This is a genomic window from Burkholderia arboris (genome assembly GCF_038723655.1).
Lineage (GTDB): Bacteria > Pseudomonadota > Gammaproteobacteria > Burkholderiales > Burkholderiaceae > Burkholderia > Burkholderia arboris.
In genome coordinates this window covers 2,031,760-2,048,169 of sequence record NZ_CP109822.1, presented here as the reverse complement: position 1 = coordinate 2,048,169, position 16,410 = coordinate 2,031,760, and the positions used below count along the sequence as shown (strand labels likewise).

The window sequence follows — 16,410 nt, the reverse complement described above, 5'->3', positions numbered from 1 at the left end:
CGGCAGGCGGCCTCGCCTTGACCGTCACCCGATTCGCCACCATCGCGGCAGCAGGTCGCGCACTTCGCGCCTTCGGTAACGGTCGTCGATCAGGTGCACGACGCCTTCGTCATGCTCGGTGCGGATCACGCGCCCGGCAGCCTGCACGACCTTCTGCAAGCCCGGATACAGGTACATGTAGTCGTAACCGTTGCCGAAGCGCGCCTCCATCGCTTGCCGCATCTGCTCGTTGACGTCGTTGACCTGCGGCAGCCCGAGCGTCGCGATGAAGGCGCCGATCAGCCGTTCGCCGACCAGGTCCACACCTTCCGAAAACGCCCCGCCCAGCACCGCGAAGCCGACGCCCCGCCCGCCTGCGTCGAAGCGCGCGAGAAACGCGTCGCGCTCGCTTTCGGCCATGCCGGGCGCCTGCGCCCACACGGGCACGTCCGGATGGCGCGTCTGCATCAGCGCAACCACGCGCCCGAGGTAGTCGAAGCTGCTCAGGAAACCGAGGTAGTTGCCGGGCCGTGTCGCGTATTGCGCCGCGATCAGGTCGGCGATCGGCTCGAGCGACCGGTCGCGGTCGCGCCAGCGCGTCGACACGTGGCTCGCGACGCGTACCGTCAGTTGCTCGGCGCGGAACGGCCCGTCGACGTCGAGCCAGCCCGTATCGCCGGGCAGCCCGAGCGTGTCGCGGTAGAAATGGAACGGGCTCAGCGTGCCCGAGAACAGCACGGTCGCGCGCGCGGCGTCGTAGCGCGGCGCCAGGAAACCGGCAGGGATCACGTTGCGCACGCACAGCGTCGACTGGACGCGGCGGCGTCGATGCGCCGATACGACCCCGTCGAGCGCCGGTTGGCGCGGCATCGGCTCGCCATGCAGGGTTGCGTCGAAGATCGAGGCGCTGTCGAAGGCTTCGGCGAGCACGCCGAACTGGATCGCCTCGAAATGAAACCGCAGCAGCGCGTCGCCGTTCGCGCGCGGCGCGTCGGTCAGGTGTTCGCCGATCGCCGCGACGAGGTTCTGCACGGCCGACACGATCGGGCCCGGGACATCGGGATAGGCCGCATAGCGCTCGGTCTGCGCGCGATTGACCGTGCCCCACGCGCGGGCGAGCCGGTCGAATGCCTTGCGCAGCGCCGTCGGCGCGGCTTCGCGTGCGGCCGCGAACGCGAACGGATCGAGCGACGCGCTGTACATCTTGCGCGCGCGGTCGAGCAGGTTGTGCGCTTCGTCGACGAGCACGCCGACGCGCCACTGGTTCTGCTGCGCGAGCGTATGCAGCATCGCGCTGCCGTCGTAGTAGTAGTTGTAGTCGCCGATCACCATGTCCGACCAGCGCGCGAGTTCCTGGGACAGGTAGTACGGACAGACGTCGTGCGCGAGCGCGGCCGTACGCACGGCATCGCGATCGAGCAGCCCGGCCTCGATCGCCGCATCGCGCGCGGCGGGCAGCCGGTCGTAGAAGCCTTTCGCGAGCGGACACGATTCGCCGTGGCACGCGCTGTCCGGATGCTCGCACGCCTTGTCGCGCGCGACGAGTTCCAGCACGCGCAACGGCAGCGCGGGCGTGCCGGCGCCGAGCGTCGTCGCCGCTTCGAGTGCGAGCGCGCGGCCGGGCGTTTTCGCGGTCAGGAAGAACACGTGGTCGAGCTCGCCCTCGCCGCACGCCTTCAGCATCGGAAACACGGTGCCGAGCGTCTTGCCGATGCCGGTCGGCGCTTGCGCCATCAGGCAGTGTTCGTCGCGTGCGGCGCGATAGACCGAGACCGCCAGTTCGCGCTGGCCGCTGCGGAACCGCCCGTGCGGAAACGCGAGCGCGCGCAGCGCCGCATCGCGCGCCGCGCGATGGGCCGTCTCGCGCTCGGCCCAGCCGACGAAGCACGCGCACTGCTCGGCGAAGAACGTCGCGAGCGTGCCGGCATCCAGCGTTTCCGTCAGCTTGGTCTCGCGTTCGGACACGATGTCGAAATACACGAGCGCGACGTCGATTTCCTTGAGGCCGCGCGCGTCGCACATCAGGTGCGCATAGACCTTCGCCTGTGCCCAGTGCAGCGCGCGGTGGTTGTCCGGCATCGCGTCGAGGCTGCCGCGGTAGGTCTTGATTTCCTCGAGACGGTTCGCGACCGGATCGTAGCCGTCCGCGCGGCCGCGCACGGTGAGCGTGCCCCACGTGCCCGTCAGCGCGATTTCGGTTTCGTAGCGCGCGCCGCGCTTCGACGTGACCGCGCCGTGGCCGGCGATGCCTTCGAGCGCCGTGGGCGCGGGCGTGAAGCGCAGGTCGAGATCGCCGCGCCGCGCGGTGAACTCGCACATCGCCCGCACCGCGACGACGTAGCTCATGCGGACAGCCCTGCCGCTTCGGCGTACGCGACGCCCTCGCCGGCCCACTCGACATCGACGACGCGCACCGGCATGCCGTGTGCGATGCAATACGCGAGCCAGCGCGTCTGGTTGTCCTGCAGGCGGTCGCCGGGCCCTTTGACCTCGATCAGCTCGTAGCGGCGTTCGCCGGGCCAGAAGCGGACGAGATCGGGCAGCCCCGAACGGTTGCTGCGGATATCGGAGAGCAGGCGCGTGAACCACAGCCGCAGGTGCTCGGGCGGCAGGCACGCGAGCGCTTCGTCGAGCAGCGTGTCGGTCAGCACGCCCCAGAACACGAACGGCGATTGCAGCCCCGCCTTCGTCGCGAAATGGCGGCGGATCGTGTCGCGGTACGCGCCCGAATCGAGCTGCGCGAAGCATGCGTCGAATGCAGCCGCCCGGCGCGCGCCGAAATCGGGCGCGTGCAGGTCGGCCGGGCCGCGCTGGAACGGGTGGAAAAACGCGCCGGGCACGGCCGCGAACACGGGCTCCCAGCACAGCAGCCCGAACAGCGAGTTGATCAGCGTGTTTTCGACGTAATGGACCGGCGAAGCGGGCTCCGCGAGATGGTCACGCACCGCGAATTCGACGCTGACGAACGCGTCGGGACGGGTGAGCACGAGCGTCTCGCGCGGCACGTCGGCCGCTGCGGCCGCGCGTTCGACGCGCTGGCCGGCGCGGCGCTGCAGACGCGGCAGCATGCGCTCGACGCGCTGGCGTTCCTCGTCGCTCTCGAAACCGGCGCGTGCATCGAGCGCCAGCGCGAGCGCCTCGTCGTCGCGCCCGCCGCGTTCGAGTACGCGGATGCGCCGGTGGCGGCTGCCGGGCCACGCGCTGCGCGCGTACGCGTCGAGCGCGGCATCCCAGTCGGCACGGCGCTCGCAGGTCTGCCCGAGCGCGAACAGCAGCTTCGCACGGCGCGTCGCGAGCCACGGCTGTGCGCAGCCGGCCGCGTCGATCGCGCGCATCAGGTCGTCGAACGGCAGATCGTCGGGCCACACGTCGAGCGCGTCGCGGCACATCTGCAGCGCGAGATACGCGTCGACGTCGCCACGCTGCTGGAACGCGCGCGACGACGGCGCGATCGGCACGCTTTCGTACTGGAACACGCCGAGATCGGCAAGCACGAACTCGCTCCAGTCCTGATGCAGATTGCCGAAGAACATCAGCCGCAGCCGGTCGCACAGCGCGCCGACCGTCACGCGCAGCACGCGGTCGCCGGCCTGCGCGCACCACGCGTCGAGCGGCTGCGCGGTGTCGTGCGCGGGCCGCAGCCGCTCGAGCCATTCGGGCTTGCGCTCGCCCGCATGCGCGGCGAGCGCCGGGAAGATGCGCAGCAGGTCGGCCTTGGTCGACAGCGCGAACAATTCGTCGAGCGTGAGTGCGGGCGCCGGGTCGACCCAGCCGAGTTCGACGAGCGGCGCGGCCGCGTCGAGCGTGCAGCCGATTTCGTCGTACACGAGCTTGCTGGCGCGGAAGTCGGACCCGTTGCGCATCAGCATCCGCACGAGCAGCGCGCGCGACGCCTGCGGCAAGGTCGCGAACTGCCGGACGAACGCGTGCTCGTGCGCGTCGAACAGGTCGTCGTAACGCTCGCCGAGCCAGGCCAGCGCGCGTTCGAAATTGGTCAGGTAGTAAAACGCCGGGGGCGTCGGCGAGGCAGGCGTCACGGAAATCGATCACTGTACATTTGTACAGGTTCGAATCATATCAAATGTGACGGCAGATGCCGTGTGCGGCATCTGCCCCCCGCTGCCCGCCCCGGTCAGAACTGGTAATTCACCGACATGTCGAACACGCCGTTGGTCGACTGCTGCGTGATCGGGCTGCGCGCCGCGCGGCCGACGAGCTGCTCGATCGCGCCGTCCATCGTGACGAACCAGTGCTTGTTCACGAACCACACCATCGTCATGCCGAGGCCGGCCGACTTGATCCCCGCTCCCGACGAGTAGGCCGGCAGCCCCGAGCGCGCGGCGGCGCCCTGGCTCACGCCGAACCAGCTGTTCATGTAACGCGAATCGGCGAACGACACGGTCGGCCCGGCGAACCAGAAGAAGTTTTCGTTGCTGCCCGGCATCGGCATGTACGCGGAGAAATCGCCGGTCCAGCCGTTCGAGCCGCCGATGCTGCGCCGGACGTCCGCGCGCAGCACCAGCGGGAATTCCTTCGAGATCACGTAATCGGCCGCCAGCTTCATCACGGGTGCCGCATTGATGTTGTCGAGGCCGTTCAGGTGGCCGAGATCGTCGGCCGAGCGGCGCCCGAGGTCATAGCCGACCGACAGGCTCACGCGCCAGTTCGGCCCGCGCAGCACGTTCGCGCCCAACCCTTCGCCCGTCGACAGGAAGAACAGGTCGCGATAGCGGATGTCGAAATTCGGGCCGCCCATCACGCGATAGCGGTCGGAGCCCGCATAGCGCGGCTGCAGCGTCATCGCGGCGCCGACGCTGACCTGCCAGGTGGAGATGGTCGGGTCGAACAGTTTCTCGAGCGGCACGCCCGCCGAGTATTGCCACTCGCCGAGCGGCGAAGGTGTCTGGGCCGACGCGTCGCGGGCGCCGGCCGCGGCGAGCGCCGCGCATGCCGACAGGCCGGATACGAACCGGCGTGCGCCGGGGGACAGCAACGGGCGAGCAACTGTGGTCAAGGCGGTCTCCGTCGGTTGCGCGAAACGAACCTGAAGGAAAGCGCGTCGCGCTTCATCGGCTGCAACAGCGGGCAGCCTGCTGCGCGAACGTAGCGTGCGCTGAATTAACGGACATCCTACGCGACACGCGCGCAGACGCAAAGCGCCCGTTGTGGGCGGGCACATTGCCGGATTCCGGCATGAGACGGTCGTTGATTGCGGAATCAGAAACGTTCGACGTGATAGTCGCCAGCCGGCGTGGCCGGACTGCGCGACGACATCATCCGCGTGAAGCCGTCGGCGAGCCGTCCGAGCGCGAGCTGTTTCTGGCTGGCGTCCCAGTGCGTATAGGTGTCGTACGCGGCATCGTCGAACGAAACGGTGACGGCGACCGGGCGGCCGCTGGCGCGAAAGCCGATCTGCAGCACGCCGCCCGGCAATTCCTCGATGTGATAGCGCAGCGAACGCGATTCGAAATAGCGGCCCAGCACCTGAGCGATCGCGCGCTTGTCTGGCGATTGCACGTGAATGTCCATGACGGTCCTCCTTTTCAGTGTTCGTGCGGCGGTTGTGGCGCACCGCTCCCGCCCGGCATCCGCATCGGCGGCGGATGCGACGGCGGGTCGCCTTGCGGCAACCCTTCGGGCACGGGCGGATCGACCGGATCGTCGTGCCCGGGCGGCGGCGGGTCCGGGTCGACGTCGGGTGTCGTCGGCTCGGGGCGGTGCAGCGTGGATCGCATCTTCATGTCACTCCTGCGCGACGGCGCGCCTCTCGATGGCGTCGCGATCGCGCGCAAGCGGTGTGCCCGCTGCCGCATCGTGAACATCGGCCGGCGCGTTCAGTCGCCGTAGGCCGCCATCACCGGCCACATCGCGCGGCCGTCCGCGGTCAGCGGCACCGCGAGCGCGAACCCGGCGGACGGCACGCATTGCGCGGCGAGCGCCCGCTGTGCGCGCTCCGGGCCGTCGTAGACGGTGTCGGTCAGTTCGCGTCCTCCGTCCCTGCCGTCGAACAGGCGCCGCTCGGGCCGACAGACCCGCGATTCACGCTTCCACGCGTCGAAGCGCCCGCGCACGTGGCCGAAATCGCCGCTGCATACGTTCGCGTCGTAACGTATCCTTTCCCTGGATGCATGCATCACGATGTCCTCTCGTCCATGCCGACGGCGCGCGACGCATGGCCTGCGTACCGGCCCGGCGCCCCCGGCGCGCGAGCGTCGTGCCGCTGCTGCGTCGCCGGCACGGCGCTTGCGCCTGCAGTCACGACCAAGGAGGTTCGACCATGACCGTTTACGCCACCGGCCGCCACGACGCCGTGTCACCGGCTGCCGGACTGCTCCGGATCGCCACGTCCCGCCCGCCGTCCGAAGACAAGACGGAGGAGCGCATCGACGAAGGCCTCGAGGAGACGTTTCCGGCCAGCGACCCGCCCGCCGTGGGCGGCGCGACCCGTATCGACCCCGCCAGACCGTCCGGCGAGCAGGACCGTCGCGCGCCGCACGTCCCTTCACCGCCCCGCGATCACGGCTGACGGCGGCAACCGGCCCGCAGTGCGCGGCGGCGCATGCGCGCGCCGGAGCAATCCGGAGTGAACCGATGAAACGCCTTGAACGCAGATGGCATGAAATCAGCGGCGCCGCCGGCGTCGCTGCACTGGCCGCCATCGAGAGCGCAGTGGTACTGGTGATCGTCGTGATGACGGGCATCGGCCACTGACGTCCCGCACCGCCCGCCCATGGCTGCCGCCGTGGAAGATGTACAAGCGGGCTGGCAAATTTCTCCGTCGCCCGGCCGTCGAGGCCCGGCGTGCACGGCGCGCGCGCGGCACGCAATCTGCTCCCGAATCGTCTCGCTCACAAAGGAGGCGCTCATGTATCGCGTCAACGAGATCATGTCGCGCGACGTGGTGTGCGTCGCGCCGACCGACACGATTCGGCATGCGGCCGAATTGATGCAGCGCTTCGATATCGGTGTGCTGCCCATTTGCGACGGCACCGGACTCGTCGCGATCGTGACCGACCGCGATCTCGCGATACGCGGGCTGTCGCACGGCCATTCGCCCGATACACCCGTACAGGCCGTCGCGTCCACGCCCGTGCAGTGGTGCGTCGAGGATGACGGTGTCGGCGACGTCCAGCAGCGGATGGCCGATGTGCAGTTGCATCGCCTGCCCGTGCTCGACCGCGGCCTGCGGCTCGTCGGCATGGTGTCGCTCGGCGACATCGCGACGCGCGCGGGCGGCCCCGAGCGCGACGAACTGGCCAATACGCTCGAGGACGTGTCGCTGCCGCGGCGGCGCTGACCGGCGCCTGCTCGTTTCGCGCGGGCCGCCGCGGTGCCGCTTCGACCAGGAGGTTTTCGATGACAACGGACAGAATGCCGCGTGACGACACGCGCATCGTCGGCGAACGCCGCGGTGCGGCCGGCAGCGGCCCCGGGCCCGACGTGATGGCGGCCCGCACGCTCGTCGGCGATCGCGTGCTGACGATGGATGGCGACGACATCGGCAACGTCGCCGACATCATGCTCGACGTGCGATCCGGCCGGATCGCGTATGCGGTGGTTGGGTCGGGCGGCGTGCGCGGGCTCGGCGACAAGCTGCTCGCGGTGCCGTGGAACGCGCTCGTGCTCGACGTCGAGCGCAAATGCTTCGTGCTGCCGGTGGCGACCGCGCACGTGCGCGACGCACCCGGCTTCGACCGCGACCGCTGGCCGGCGATGGCCGATCCGGACTGGGCCGGCGCGCTGCACGCGTATTACGGCAGTGCGCCGTACTGGCTGATCGAGGAAGGCGAAACGGCGCTCGACTCGCCACCGCACGAGGCGTCGCCGGACGGTCCCGAGAACGGCAAGCGGCAACGTTGACGCGGGTCAGTGCGCGGCCGCGATCGTCCGCGCGAGTTGCCGCGCGGCGGCCAGATGCGCGTTCAGCGTCGGCAGCGTGCCGGCCGCGAATGCGCGCAGCTGCGGGTCGCGGCCGATTCGCGCTTCGGTTTCGTAGAGCCGGATCGCCGACTCGTGAGCACGCGGGCCCGCCAGCGCAACATACGCCGCGTCGAACGCATGACCATCCTTCGTTCGCAACGCCGTGACGGCCGGATCGACCAGCATCCGCGCCTGGACCGGCACGCCCTTTTGCGTGCCGAGCTGCCGCAAATCGCCGGCGATGCGGGCGTGATCGTCGACCATCCGGCGCGCGAACGCCTTCACGTCAGGATTCGACGAGCGGTCGAGCGCCAGTTGGCTGGCCTGCCGCTCGACCTTGTCGAGCATGCCGGCCTTGTCGACGAACTCCGCATCGATGCCGGTCGGCCGCTGCGTCATGCCGGCCTCGTCGGCGGTCGTGCCGGGGCGGACGATACCCGGTGCGACCTGCACCGACGAAACGGGCGGCGTCTGCGCGTGCGAACGCGCGAAGGCCAGGGCGCCAACGAGGGCCGCCAGTGCGATTGCCGCCCGGCGGCGACCGTGGCGCCTCTTCCGGTTCGTTGTCATTCGGGCCTCCCGGTCTCGCGACGCAGCGGGCCGGCCGCGCGGGTTGCCGTCACGCGGGCCGCCGGGACGACGAGAAGAAATCGGTCCATGCGTCGTTGTGCCATGCGCCCTCGGTACGCTCCACCGACAGCGCACCGGCCGCGAGCATCGTCCGCTCCGCGAACGCGATCGTGCGCCGCGTCACATGCGCGGCCAGCCCGACGCCGTTCTCGCGCTGCTTCAGCGCGCCGTGGCCCTCGGGCGCATCGCCGCGCATCCTGCCGAGCGCACCGCGCAATGCGCCGACGTAACCACCGACGAGCGGCACACCGATCCACACGTGCGGCGAATGCAGCCCACCCAGGTCGAGCAGCGCGGCTCCGGCAAGCCCGGCGAGCGCGCCGATGGCCACGCCTTCCAGCGCACCGATGCGGCCCGGCCGCGCGGCGGTGTCTGCACAGGCATCGCCACCGAGCCGGAACAGCGCGTGCTGGCCAGGCGGATCGAGAAAGAAAACCTTGACGTCGTCACGCTGCATGACGTGGCCGCGCAGTTGCTCCGCGCAGCGTTCCGCCTGCTCGAGCCGCGAAAATCGGCCCGCGATGATGGTGTCCATGTCACGCCCTCCTGCCCGGCGACACGCCGGGCCGCGGGCGCGTGATGCCCGCTCGGCCTGGCGCTGCCCCGCGCATCCCGTTACTTCCGGCGGATCTGCAGCCTGTCGCGCACGCCGCTCACGCCGTCGACGTCGTGCGCGACGCGGAGCGCGGTCGCACGTTGTCGCTCGTCGGGCACGCTGCCCGTGAGTTCCGCGACGCGATGGCGAACCTGGACATCGATGTCGCCGGACGCCAGCCCGCGTTCAGCGACGAGCGCCGCCCTCACACGGGACGCGAGCGTCGCGTCGCGGATCTGGCCGCCGACCGCCGACGCCTGGTTCGCGAGCTTCGCGCCGACGCCTTCCTCGGCCGATGCCTGGCCGGGTGCCGCCGCGAACCCTGCACACGACAGCATCAGCATGCTCGCGATCGACACGACCGGCGTCATGCGCTTCGGTCGAGCTGGTTTGCGGCCCGTGCCGTCGCGCCGCATGGTTTTCGTTGCATCCATCGGGCCTCCTTTGCTCCAGTGTGACCGGGCGCTCAGCCGCGCCCTTTCCCGCCGTGCGCATCGTCCGGCGCGACGTCGACGATCACGCTCGCGAGCGTCGGCATGTCGACCGGCTTGCACAGATACGCGTCGAAGCCGGCGGCCATTACGCGATGGCGGTCGGCGTTGCCGGCATGCGCGGTGACGGCAACGACCGGCAGATGCCCGCCGCCGTCCGGCAAATGGCGGATGCGGTCGAGCAGCCAGAAACCGTCGCCGTCCGGCATCGCGAGATCCGACAGCACGACGCTCGGCGGATGCCGGGCCACTGCATCGAGCGCGTCGTGTCCCGATTGCGCGGTCGACACCTGCGCGCCCATCGTTTCGAGCGCCACGGCGAGGCTCGCGCGCGAGCTGGCGTCGTCGTCGACGACGAGCACGCGCTGGCCGTCGAGCGTCAGCGTGTCCGAGGCCCCTGCGGGGCGCGCGAAATTCCCGGCCGGATCGTCGGTGTCCCAGCCGGCCGGCAGCGTGACCGTCACGGTCGTCCCGCGCCCGGCGCCCTCGCTCGTCGCGACGACGTCGCCGCCGTGCAACTGCGCGATGTTGCGCACGATCGACAGGCCGAGGCCCAGCCCGCGTTTCGGCGACGCGAACGCGCCCTCGGGCCGGCTGAATGTCTCGAACAGGTGCGGCAGGTATTCCGGCGCAATGCCTTGCCCCGTGTCGGCGACCGACAGCCGCACACGCTCGCCCGCCCGCGTCAGCGACACGGTGATGCGTCCGCCTGGCGGCGTGAACTTGATCGCGTTCGACAGCAGGTTGGACAGCACCTGGCGCACGCGCTCGCCGTCGGCCGGAATCACGCAGGTCGGCATCGCATGCTCGGTCGACAGCTCGAGCCCGTTCGCCTGCGCCGTTGCGTCGAGTTCGCGCGCGGCATCGCCCACGACCCGCACGAGATCGACCGGCACGCGTTCGAGGCGCAGCCGGCCCGTCGCGAGCGACGACGCGTCGAGCAGGTCGGCGACCATGAGCGACAGCGACCGCGCGCTGCGATCGATTGCGTCGACCGCCTGTTCGGCGAGCCCGTGACCGTCGACGTTGCGCAGCACCTCGACCCAGCCGTAGATCACGTTCAACGGTGTGCGCAGTTCGTGCGACACCGTGGCCAGCAACTCGTCCTTGAGCCGGTTCGACGCGTCGGCCTGCATGCGCGCATCGCGTGCGCGGCGCAGGTCGCGCCGCTCGCCGCGGCGGCGTTCGCGCGCTTCGCGCAACGTCATCGACAGGCCCGTGCAGTTGCCGTGCGCATCGACGATCGGCGAAGCAGCGAAGGTGGCGCGGAACCGGCCGCCGCCGCTGCGCACGCACAGCACGTCGAGGGGGCCGACCGGCGCCTGCATGTCGGCGAACGACACCGGCACCGGATACCGCCGCAACCAGCGCGGCGCGATCATCGTGGCGACGTCGCGCCCGGCGGCCTGCGCCGCGTCGATGCCGAAGATCCGCCGGGCAGCCGGATTCCAGCTCGTGATCCGCCGCGCGGCATCGACGCCGACGATCGCATCGGGCGACGCGTCGACCACCCGGCGCAACACACTGTCGTCCGGCACGCGCGCGGCGGGCACGGGTTCGCGATGCGGCGCGCGTTCGGCGTCGTCGCCGTCGTCATCGATGGCATGCAGGCGATCGTTCGCCAGCAGCGGCTTCACGGTCATCACGAGCACGCACTCGGCGAAACCGGTCGCGACGAACGTGCCGGCGTGCACGAGCAGCGCGGCCGGCGGGATATCGCGCCACCACAGCGTGCCGATCACGGCCACGCTCGCGCCGATCGCGGCCAGGCCGCCGCCGAACGACGTCAGCCATGCGGCAGCGGCCACGCCTGCATAGAAAGGCAGCGGCGCAAACGGCGCGTGCTCGCCGACGGCGCGAATCGCCCACGCCTGCAGCGCGGACGCCAGCCCGACGGCCAGCACGACCCATGCACCCTGCCGTAACAGCTCACGGGTCAGGTTCCTCATCGCATCCTTGCCTCGCGCCGGCTCCCGTCGCACGGCGTCACGCCGTGTGTCGGCCATCCGGCATGCCGTCGAGCGTGCCGGGCGGGCTTGGTGGCATCAGCAAACGCTATGCCCGGCGCGGGCGCCAAATGGCCGGACGGTGCGTCGCGCCGGGTGTCCGTCGGGGCAAGGAAAGGCCTGCAGCGATCGACGGCGCCGGCCCTCCCGGCGCAATGCGGCCGTGACCGGCTTTTTCATCGGGTCTCTGTAAAAACGCACCGGTACGGCTCCGTACGCGAAAAGACCGATGGACGCCCTCTTCCGTCCCCGCTGCACACATTGGAATTTTCTATACAGCGGCACCTTCGCGGTCGTTTCGCTGTCGATGATAAATATTGCAATGAACGGAACGTGCGATGCCGATTTTCAAAACGGCCCGCCGTTCCCCCCGATACCGATGGTTGAAACCGCAAACCGGTCGAAGCAACGCGCAGACGGACGCCGGCTGTCCGGCCGTTCCGCCGCGATGCGCATGCTGATCGGCCGCATCGAGAAGATCGCGCCGACCCGCGCCAGCGTGATGATTGCCGGCGAAAGCGGGGTCGGGAAGGATATCGTCGCGCGCCGGCTGCACGATCTCAGTGCGCGGCGCGATGGCCCGTTCGTGCCCGTGAACTGCGGCGCGATCCCGCCCGATATTGCCGAGTCGCAACTGTTCGGGCACGAGAAAGGCAGTTTCACCGGCGCGATCGCGCAGCGGGAAGGATTCTTCGAAGCTGCACGCGGCGGCACGCTGCTGCTCGACGAGATCGCGGAAATGCCCGCGGCGCTGCAGGTGAAGCTGCTGCGGGCGATCGAGTCGAATGCGATCGTGCGGGTGGGCGGCACCGAGCCGATTCCGCTCGACGTGCGCATCGTGTCGGCCACCCGCCACAACCCGGCCGAAGCTGTGCGCGACGGCCGGCTGCGCGAGGATCTGTTCTACCGGCTCGCCGCGTTCGCGCTCTATGTGCCGCCGTTGCGCCAGCGCGACGGCGACGTCGAGACGATCGCGCAGGAGTTCGTCGAGTCGCTGAACGCGCGGCACAGCTCGCACAAACGACTGACCGACGCGGCGATCGCGGCGTTGCGCGCGTACCCGTGGCCCGGCAACGTGCGCGAGCTGCACAACGCGATCGAGCGCGCGTACATCCTGTCGGACGACGGCATCGACGTCGCGCTGCCGAAGCAGACGATACCGCTCGACCGCACGTCGGAGAGCGCGATGGCGCTGCCGCTCGGCGCGACGCTGCATCATGCGCAGCAGCGCTTCATCGCGGCGACGCTGCGCCATTTCGACGGCAACAAGCCGCGCGCGGCGAAGGCGCTCGGCATCAGCCTGAAGACGCTCTACAACCGGCTCGCGCTGATGCGCGACGGCGGCCGCTCCTGAGCGGCGCGGCCGCGCCCCCGCCTGGCCGCGTTACGCGACCTTGAACTGCCCGACCGTCGTCGCCAGCGCATTCGCCTGGGACTGCAGCGCCGTGGCGGCAGCGGTCGACTGTTCGACGAGCGCCGCGTTCTGCTGGACCATTTCGTCGAGCTGCGTCACCGCGCGGTTCACTTCCTGGATGCCGCGCGTCTGTTCGTTCGCCGCGTGTGTGATCTCGGAGATGATGGTCGTCACGTTCGACACGTTGGACACGATCTCGCGCATCGTGTCGCCGGCCTGGCGCACCTGCCCGGACCCGGCCGACACGCTCGCGACCGTCGATTCGACGAGCACCTTCACTTCGCGCGCGGCCTGTGCGCTGCGTTGCGCGAGGCTGCGCACCTCCTGCGCGACGACCGCGAAGCCGCGGCCCTGCTCGCCTGCGCGTGCCGCTTCGACGGCCGCGTTCAGCGCGAGGATGTTGGTCTGGAACGCGATCCCGTCGATTACACCGATGATGTCGCCGATCCGGCCCGACGCTTCCTCGATCTTCTCCATCGTCGCGACGACGTCCGACACGACCACGCCGCCGTGCGACGCGATCCGCGACGCGGCCGCCGCGCGTTCGTCGGCCTGGCCGGCGGCTGCCGCCGACTGGCCGACGGTCGCGGTGATCTCTTCCATCGATGCCGCCGTTTCCTCGAGGCTCGCCGCTGCCGATTCGGTGCGCGACGACAGGTCCTGGTTGCCCGCCGCGATCTCGTTCGCGGCCGTGCGCACCGATTCGCTGGCGTCGCGGATCTGGCGCATCACGTCGTTCAGCTTGTCGACGAAGCTGTTGAACGAGCGCGCGATGTCGGCCACTTCGTCGCGGCCGTCCGCCGGCAGGCGGTGCGTCAGGTCGCCTGCGCCCGAGCCGATCTCGGCCATCGCCTGGCGCACCTGCGACAGGCGGCGGAATGCGGTGGCGGTGATCGCGCCGATGATCAGCGACGCGATACCGACGATCACGACCAGCGTGATCAGCGACGCGGTCAGCAGCGAGCGCATCCCGGCCGTCGCCTCGGTCTTGTCGAGCAGCACCAGCGCGTACCAGTCGGTGCCCGGCACGGGTTTCGCACGCACCAGCTTCGCGTCCCCGCCGACGCTCACCTCGACCGGCGCGCTCGCGGCTGCGATCGATGCGGCGCCCAGCGTGCCGAGTTCGGGCGACACGTCGGCCACCGGCTTCAGCGTGAGCTTCGCGTCCGGATGCGCGACGACGTGCCCGCTGCTGTCGATCAACATCCCGAAGCTCGCAGGCGTCGGGCGGATCGACTTCACGTTGGCGATCACGGTGTCCATCGAGACGTCCGCGGCGACGACGCCTTTCAGCGCGCCGTCTTTCAGGATCGGTACCGCGAACGTGACGACGAGGTTGCCCGTGCCGGCATCGACGTAAGGCGGCGTGACGACCGGCTTGCCGGCCTGCGCGGCCTGCTTGTACCACGGGCGGCCGGTCGGGTCGTAGTCGGGCGGGATACCGGTCGGGTCGGAGAAGTGGAACGCCTTGTCGGCGTACCCCGCATAGACGTTCGTGAAGCCGCCGGCCGTGGCCATCTGCTTGAACACCGGCAGCGGATCGGGCGCGAGCGCCGCATCCTGCAGCGACGCGATCATCCGGCTGCGGGTGGCGACCCAGTCGGCGATCCCGACCACGTGGCCGCTCGCGACGGAGGTCAGGTTGCGGTCGATCGCGTCGTCGTTGTACGAGTGCGCGATGAAATAGTTGATCAGCGTGGTGGCGGCGAGCGCGAATACGACAATGGCGACGCACGCAGCAAGGATGCGGGCGCGAATGGACGAGAGCATGGCAACGACTCGGTAAGGGAGCGCGAACGCCCGGTGGACCAATTCACCGGGTAAACGGCACGCGCGCCGCTTACTTGAGGTCGTTGTGACAATTCAGTGAAACGTATGACGAAAGACGTTGACGGCCGTCAGCGGATCGTCAGGATGGCCGGGGCCTGCGGGCCCATCGGGCACCGGGCCCGGCCCCTCCTCACAGACGATGGCTCGGTCGCGGATCGGCGTCCGTGGGCGCGGCACCGGCCTGCGTGTCGGCGTCGAAATCGTCCCGCTGGCGCATCCGTTCGCGCAGGTTCCGGATCGCGAACACGTGGATGTAGTCGTGCACGCGCGCCCCGGACGACAGGGCGCGTACTTCATCGTCGAGCATCGCACGCAACTGATCCGCGCCGATCGCGCGCTGTTCGGCGGCTTCCTTGAGTGAATCGAGCAAATTGTCCTTGGACATCGACGGACTCCTGACAGTCGAGGAATGGAAAAAACGACGGTACTGGAAGCTTAAAGACGGGTCGGCCGCGCGGCGTGCGATGCGCCGGCGCGAGTTTGCGCGCGATCAACGGCACGTTGCGTGCCGCCGTGCCGGTCCGTCCCCGAACCGGCCGCGCATGATTCGCGGCGCAAACTGCCCGCGAACGAGACTGGATATCCTGCCACGCCACCCCGGGGCGCGGCACCGGCGCCGGGCCGCGAATGGCGTGCCGGGCTGCGTCGATGCAGTGGGAAACTTAGACCGGCCGAAATCATGCGTCAAGCGACGCCCTGCGCACGCCGTTCATTCGTCGGAGCGAACGATCGAAGCGGGCGATCGACCGCCGCGCGTGTCAGCGGATTCCGATACGGGTCGCGCAATTTCCTGACAGCGACTTCAGCGCGCGCCGCTTGGCAGCGCGCCACCGCCACACGATACTGATCACATGAACGAGAGGTTCATACCGGGACATCGCCCAGCCGGCCATCGAGCCGGCACGCGGGGTCTCTGGCGCAGGAGACCAGCCATGGCACATCGCAACTTCACCGGCCGGGACGGCCAGCGGCGCGCGTCGGGCAACGCGCGCGCCCTGCCCGCCCGGACCGGGTCGGCCGGCAACCGCCCGCCCGACGACCTCGACACCTTGCTCGCGCTCGCACGCGAGGCCGGGTTGCTCGTCACGCTCGACGGGCAGATCGGCCGCGAAAAGTACCAGAGCGTCGCGGGGTCGGTCCTCGCGTTGCAACGATTCGCGGCGGCACTCTGCGCGCGAAACGCAGCCGACGCGCCGGCCGTATCGGAGCCACGTCGCAAGGCGCGCCCCGGCTGGCCGCATGCAAACCGTCTGCGCAGTCGCACGTGCAGCGCATGCGCGCCACTGCATGTCGTACGCCCGCGTTCGCGGGTACGGCGCGGCGCAGCCCGCCGTCACGACCTGCGATCGATTCTTCGTACCTGCTGAACGCGCAGGCAGCCAACGCGCGGCACGAGGCCGCGCGCACCGCGACGTCGCTGCCGCACGAATGCAGCACCGGTGTGCCTGCGTGCATCTTCACCGCGGTTCGTATCGACACGACCGCGCGCCATGACGCGCCGCGCCTTGCGGCCGCCCATATAAAAATTCCTGCGGGGAAGTGAAT

General features: G+C 69.9%; 17 protein-coding genes. 5 read left to right on the top strand and 12 right to left on the bottom strand.

Annotated features, from left to right (window positions below; all coding sequences use genetic code 11):
• Positions 1 to 24 precede the first annotated feature (24 nt).
• The 6 genes from OHZ10_RS26520 to OHZ10_RS26495 all read right to left on the bottom strand — a co-directional run bounded on the left by OHZ10_RS26520 (position 25) and on the right by OHZ10_RS26495 (position 6,113).
• Entirely contained in the window at positions 25 to 2,325 is a 2,301-nt protein-coding gene (locus tag OHZ10_RS26520) for an ATP-dependent DNA helicase (RefSeq protein ID WP_342704833.1), read from the bottom strand.
• Positions 2,322 to 4,016, bottom strand: coding sequence for a VRR-NUC domain-containing protein (locus OHZ10_RS26515; protein WP_342704831.1), 1,695 nt, complete (start codon positions 4,014 to 4,016; stop codon positions 2,322 to 2,324). Before OHZ10_RS26515 ends, OHZ10_RS26520 begins: the two co-directional genes overlap by 4 nt.
• Positions 4,017 to 4,111: 95 nt before the next feature.
• Entirely contained in the window at positions 4,112 to 4,993 is an 882-nt protein-coding gene (locus OHZ10_RS26510) for a MipA/OmpV family protein (protein ID WP_342704828.1), read from the bottom strand.
• A gap of 203 nt (positions 4,994 to 5,196) precedes the next feature.
• Positions 5,197 to 5,508: a hypothetical protein gene (locus OHZ10_RS26505; protein WP_059240581.1), complete on the bottom strand. Its 312-nt coding sequence runs from the start codon at positions 5,506 to 5,508 to the stop codon at positions 5,197 to 5,199.
• 14 nt (positions 5,509 to 5,522) lie between these two features.
• On the bottom strand, positions 5,523 to 5,720 hold the full coding sequence (locus OHZ10_RS26500) for a hypothetical protein (RefSeq protein WP_342704826.1): 198 nt from the start codon (positions 5,718 to 5,720) through the stop codon (positions 5,523 to 5,525).
• Positions 5,721 to 5,813: 93 nt separating this feature from the next.
• On the bottom strand, positions 5,814 to 6,113 hold the full coding sequence (locus tag OHZ10_RS26495; RefSeq protein ID WP_342704824.1) for a hypothetical protein: 300 nt from the start codon (positions 6,111 to 6,113) through the stop codon (positions 5,814 to 5,816).
• 143 nt (positions 6,114 to 6,256) lie between these two features.
• On the opposite strand from OHZ10_RS26495, the gene OHZ10_RS26490 reads away from it, so the two are divergent.
• From OHZ10_RS26490 to OHZ10_RS26480, 3 genes are all read left to right on the top strand, one after another.
• A complete protein-coding gene (locus OHZ10_RS26490; RefSeq protein WP_059240584.1) occupies positions 6,257 to 6,505 on the top strand; it encodes a hypothetical protein in 249 nt (82 codons plus the stop codon).
• Positions 6,506 to 6,844: 339 nt separating this feature from the next.
• Positions 6,845 to 7,276, top strand: coding sequence for a CBS domain-containing protein (locus OHZ10_RS26485; RefSeq protein ID WP_342704822.1), 432 nt, complete (start codon positions 6,845 to 6,847; stop codon positions 7,274 to 7,276).
• 59 nt (positions 7,277 to 7,335) lie between these two features.
• Complete coding sequence (locus OHZ10_RS26480; RefSeq protein WP_256086401.1) at positions 7,336 to 7,839, top strand: PRC-barrel domain-containing protein; 504 nt, start codon at positions 7,336 to 7,338, stop codon at positions 7,837 to 7,839.
• Positions 7,840 to 7,845: 6 nt separating this feature from the next.
• On the opposite strand, the gene OHZ10_RS26475 is transcribed toward OHZ10_RS26480, so the two are convergent.
• The 4 genes from OHZ10_RS26475 to OHZ10_RS26460 form a co-directional block, all read right to left on the bottom strand.
• Positions 7,846 to 8,469, bottom strand: a complete 624-nt coding sequence (locus OHZ10_RS26475) for a DUF4142 domain-containing protein (protein WP_256086402.1) — start codon at positions 8,467 to 8,469, stop codon at positions 7,846 to 7,848.
• 49 nt (positions 8,470 to 8,518) lie between these two features.
• Complete coding sequence (locus tag OHZ10_RS26470; protein ID WP_342704818.1) at positions 8,519 to 9,064, bottom strand: hypothetical protein; 546 nt, start codon at positions 9,062 to 9,064, stop codon at positions 8,519 to 8,521.
• An 80-nt stretch (positions 9,065 to 9,144) separates the two neighbouring features.
• Positions 9,145 to 9,558, bottom strand: coding sequence for a BON domain-containing protein (locus OHZ10_RS26465; RefSeq protein WP_059240589.1), 414 nt, complete (start codon positions 9,556 to 9,558; stop codon positions 9,145 to 9,147).
• A gap of 32 nt (positions 9,559 to 9,590) precedes the next feature.
• Positions 9,591 to 11,564, bottom strand: a complete 1,974-nt coding sequence (locus tag OHZ10_RS26460) for a hybrid sensor histidine kinase/response regulator (protein WP_342704815.1) — start codon at positions 11,562 to 11,564, stop codon at positions 9,591 to 9,593.
• A 364-nt stretch (positions 11,565 to 11,928) separates the two neighbouring features.
• Between OHZ10_RS26460 and OHZ10_RS26455 the strand changes: the two genes are divergently transcribed.
• On the top strand, positions 11,929 to 12,975 hold the full coding sequence (locus OHZ10_RS26455; RefSeq protein ID WP_342704813.1) for a sigma-54 dependent transcriptional regulator: 1,047 nt from the start codon (positions 11,929 to 11,931) through the stop codon (positions 12,973 to 12,975).
• A gap of 30 nt (positions 12,976 to 13,005) precedes the next feature.
• Here the strand turns inward: OHZ10_RS26455 and OHZ10_RS26450 are convergent, their stop codons facing one another.
• A complete protein-coding gene (locus tag OHZ10_RS26450) occupies positions 13,006 to 14,805 on the bottom strand; it encodes a methyl-accepting chemotaxis protein (protein ID WP_059240592.1) in 1,800 nt (599 codons plus the stop codon).
• 190 nt (positions 14,806 to 14,995) lie between these two features.
• Positions 14,996 to 15,250, bottom strand: coding sequence for a DUF3562 domain-containing protein (locus OHZ10_RS26445; protein ID WP_059240593.1), 255 nt, complete (start codon positions 15,248 to 15,250; stop codon positions 14,996 to 14,998).
• 547 nt (positions 15,251 to 15,797) lie between these two features.
• Here OHZ10_RS26445 and OHZ10_RS26440 point away from each other — a divergent pair.
• A complete protein-coding gene (locus tag OHZ10_RS26440; RefSeq protein ID WP_059240594.1) occupies positions 15,798 to 16,232 on the top strand; it encodes a hypothetical protein in 435 nt (144 codons plus the stop codon).
• Positions 16,233 to 16,410 lie beyond the last annotated feature (178 nt).

What these genes read in the sequence shown, in the direction of transcription:
- OHZ10_RS26490 (WP_059240584.1), top strand. Translation starts at nt 6,257, where the DNA reads ATGACCGTTTACGCCACCGGCCGCCACGACGCCGTGTCACCGGCTGCC.
- OHZ10_RS26500 (WP_342704826.1), bottom strand. Translation starts at nt 5,720, where the DNA reads ATGAAGATGCGATCCACGCTGCACCGCCCCGAGCCGACGACACCCGAC.
- OHZ10_RS26450 (WP_059240592.1), bottom strand. Translation starts at nt 14,805, where the DNA reads ATGCTCTCGTCCATTCGCGCCCGCATCCTTGCTGCGTGCGTCGCCATT.
- OHZ10_RS26485 (WP_342704822.1), top strand. Translation starts at nt 6,845, where the DNA reads ATGTATCGCGTCAACGAGATCATGTCGCGCGACGTGGTGTGCGTCGCG.
- OHZ10_RS26465 (WP_059240589.1), bottom strand. Translation starts at nt 9,558, where the DNA reads ATGGATGCAACGAAAACCATGCGGCGCGACGGCACGGGCCGCAAACCA.
- OHZ10_RS26460 (WP_342704815.1), bottom strand. Translation starts at nt 11,564, where the DNA reads ATGAGGAACCTGACCCGTGAGCTGTTACGGCAGGGTGCATGGGTCGTG.
- OHZ10_RS26495 (WP_342704824.1), bottom strand. Translation starts at nt 6,113, where the DNA reads ATGCATGCATCCAGGGAAAGGATACGTTACGACGCGAACGTATGCAGC.
- OHZ10_RS26455 (WP_342704813.1), top strand. Translation starts at nt 11,929, where the DNA reads ATGATAAATATTGCAATGAACGGAACGTGCGATGCCGATTTTCAAAAC.
- OHZ10_RS26470 (WP_342704818.1), bottom strand. Translation starts at nt 9,064, where the DNA reads ATGGACACCATCATCGCGGGCCGATTTTCGCGGCTCGAGCAGGCGGAA.
- OHZ10_RS26440 (WP_059240594.1), top strand. Translation starts at nt 15,798, where the DNA reads ATGGCACATCGCAACTTCACCGGCCGGGACGGCCAGCGGCGCGCGTCG.
- OHZ10_RS26480 (WP_256086401.1), top strand. Translation starts at nt 7,336, where the DNA reads ATGACAACGGACAGAATGCCGCGTGACGACACGCGCATCGTCGGCGAA.
- OHZ10_RS26445 (WP_059240593.1), bottom strand. Translation starts at nt 15,250, where the DNA reads ATGTCCAAGGACAATTTGCTCGATTCACTCAAGGAAGCCGCCGAACAG.
- OHZ10_RS26505 (WP_059240581.1), bottom strand. Translation starts at nt 5,508, where the DNA reads ATGGACATTCACGTGCAATCGCCAGACAAGCGCGCGATCGCTCAGGTG.
- OHZ10_RS26520 (WP_342704833.1), bottom strand. Translation starts at nt 2,325, where the DNA reads ATGAGCTACGTCGTCGCGGTGCGGGCGATGTGCGAGTTCACCGCGCGG.
- OHZ10_RS26475 (WP_256086402.1), bottom strand. Translation starts at nt 8,469, where the DNA reads ATGACAACGAACCGGAAGAGGCGCCACGGTCGCCGCCGGGCGGCAATC.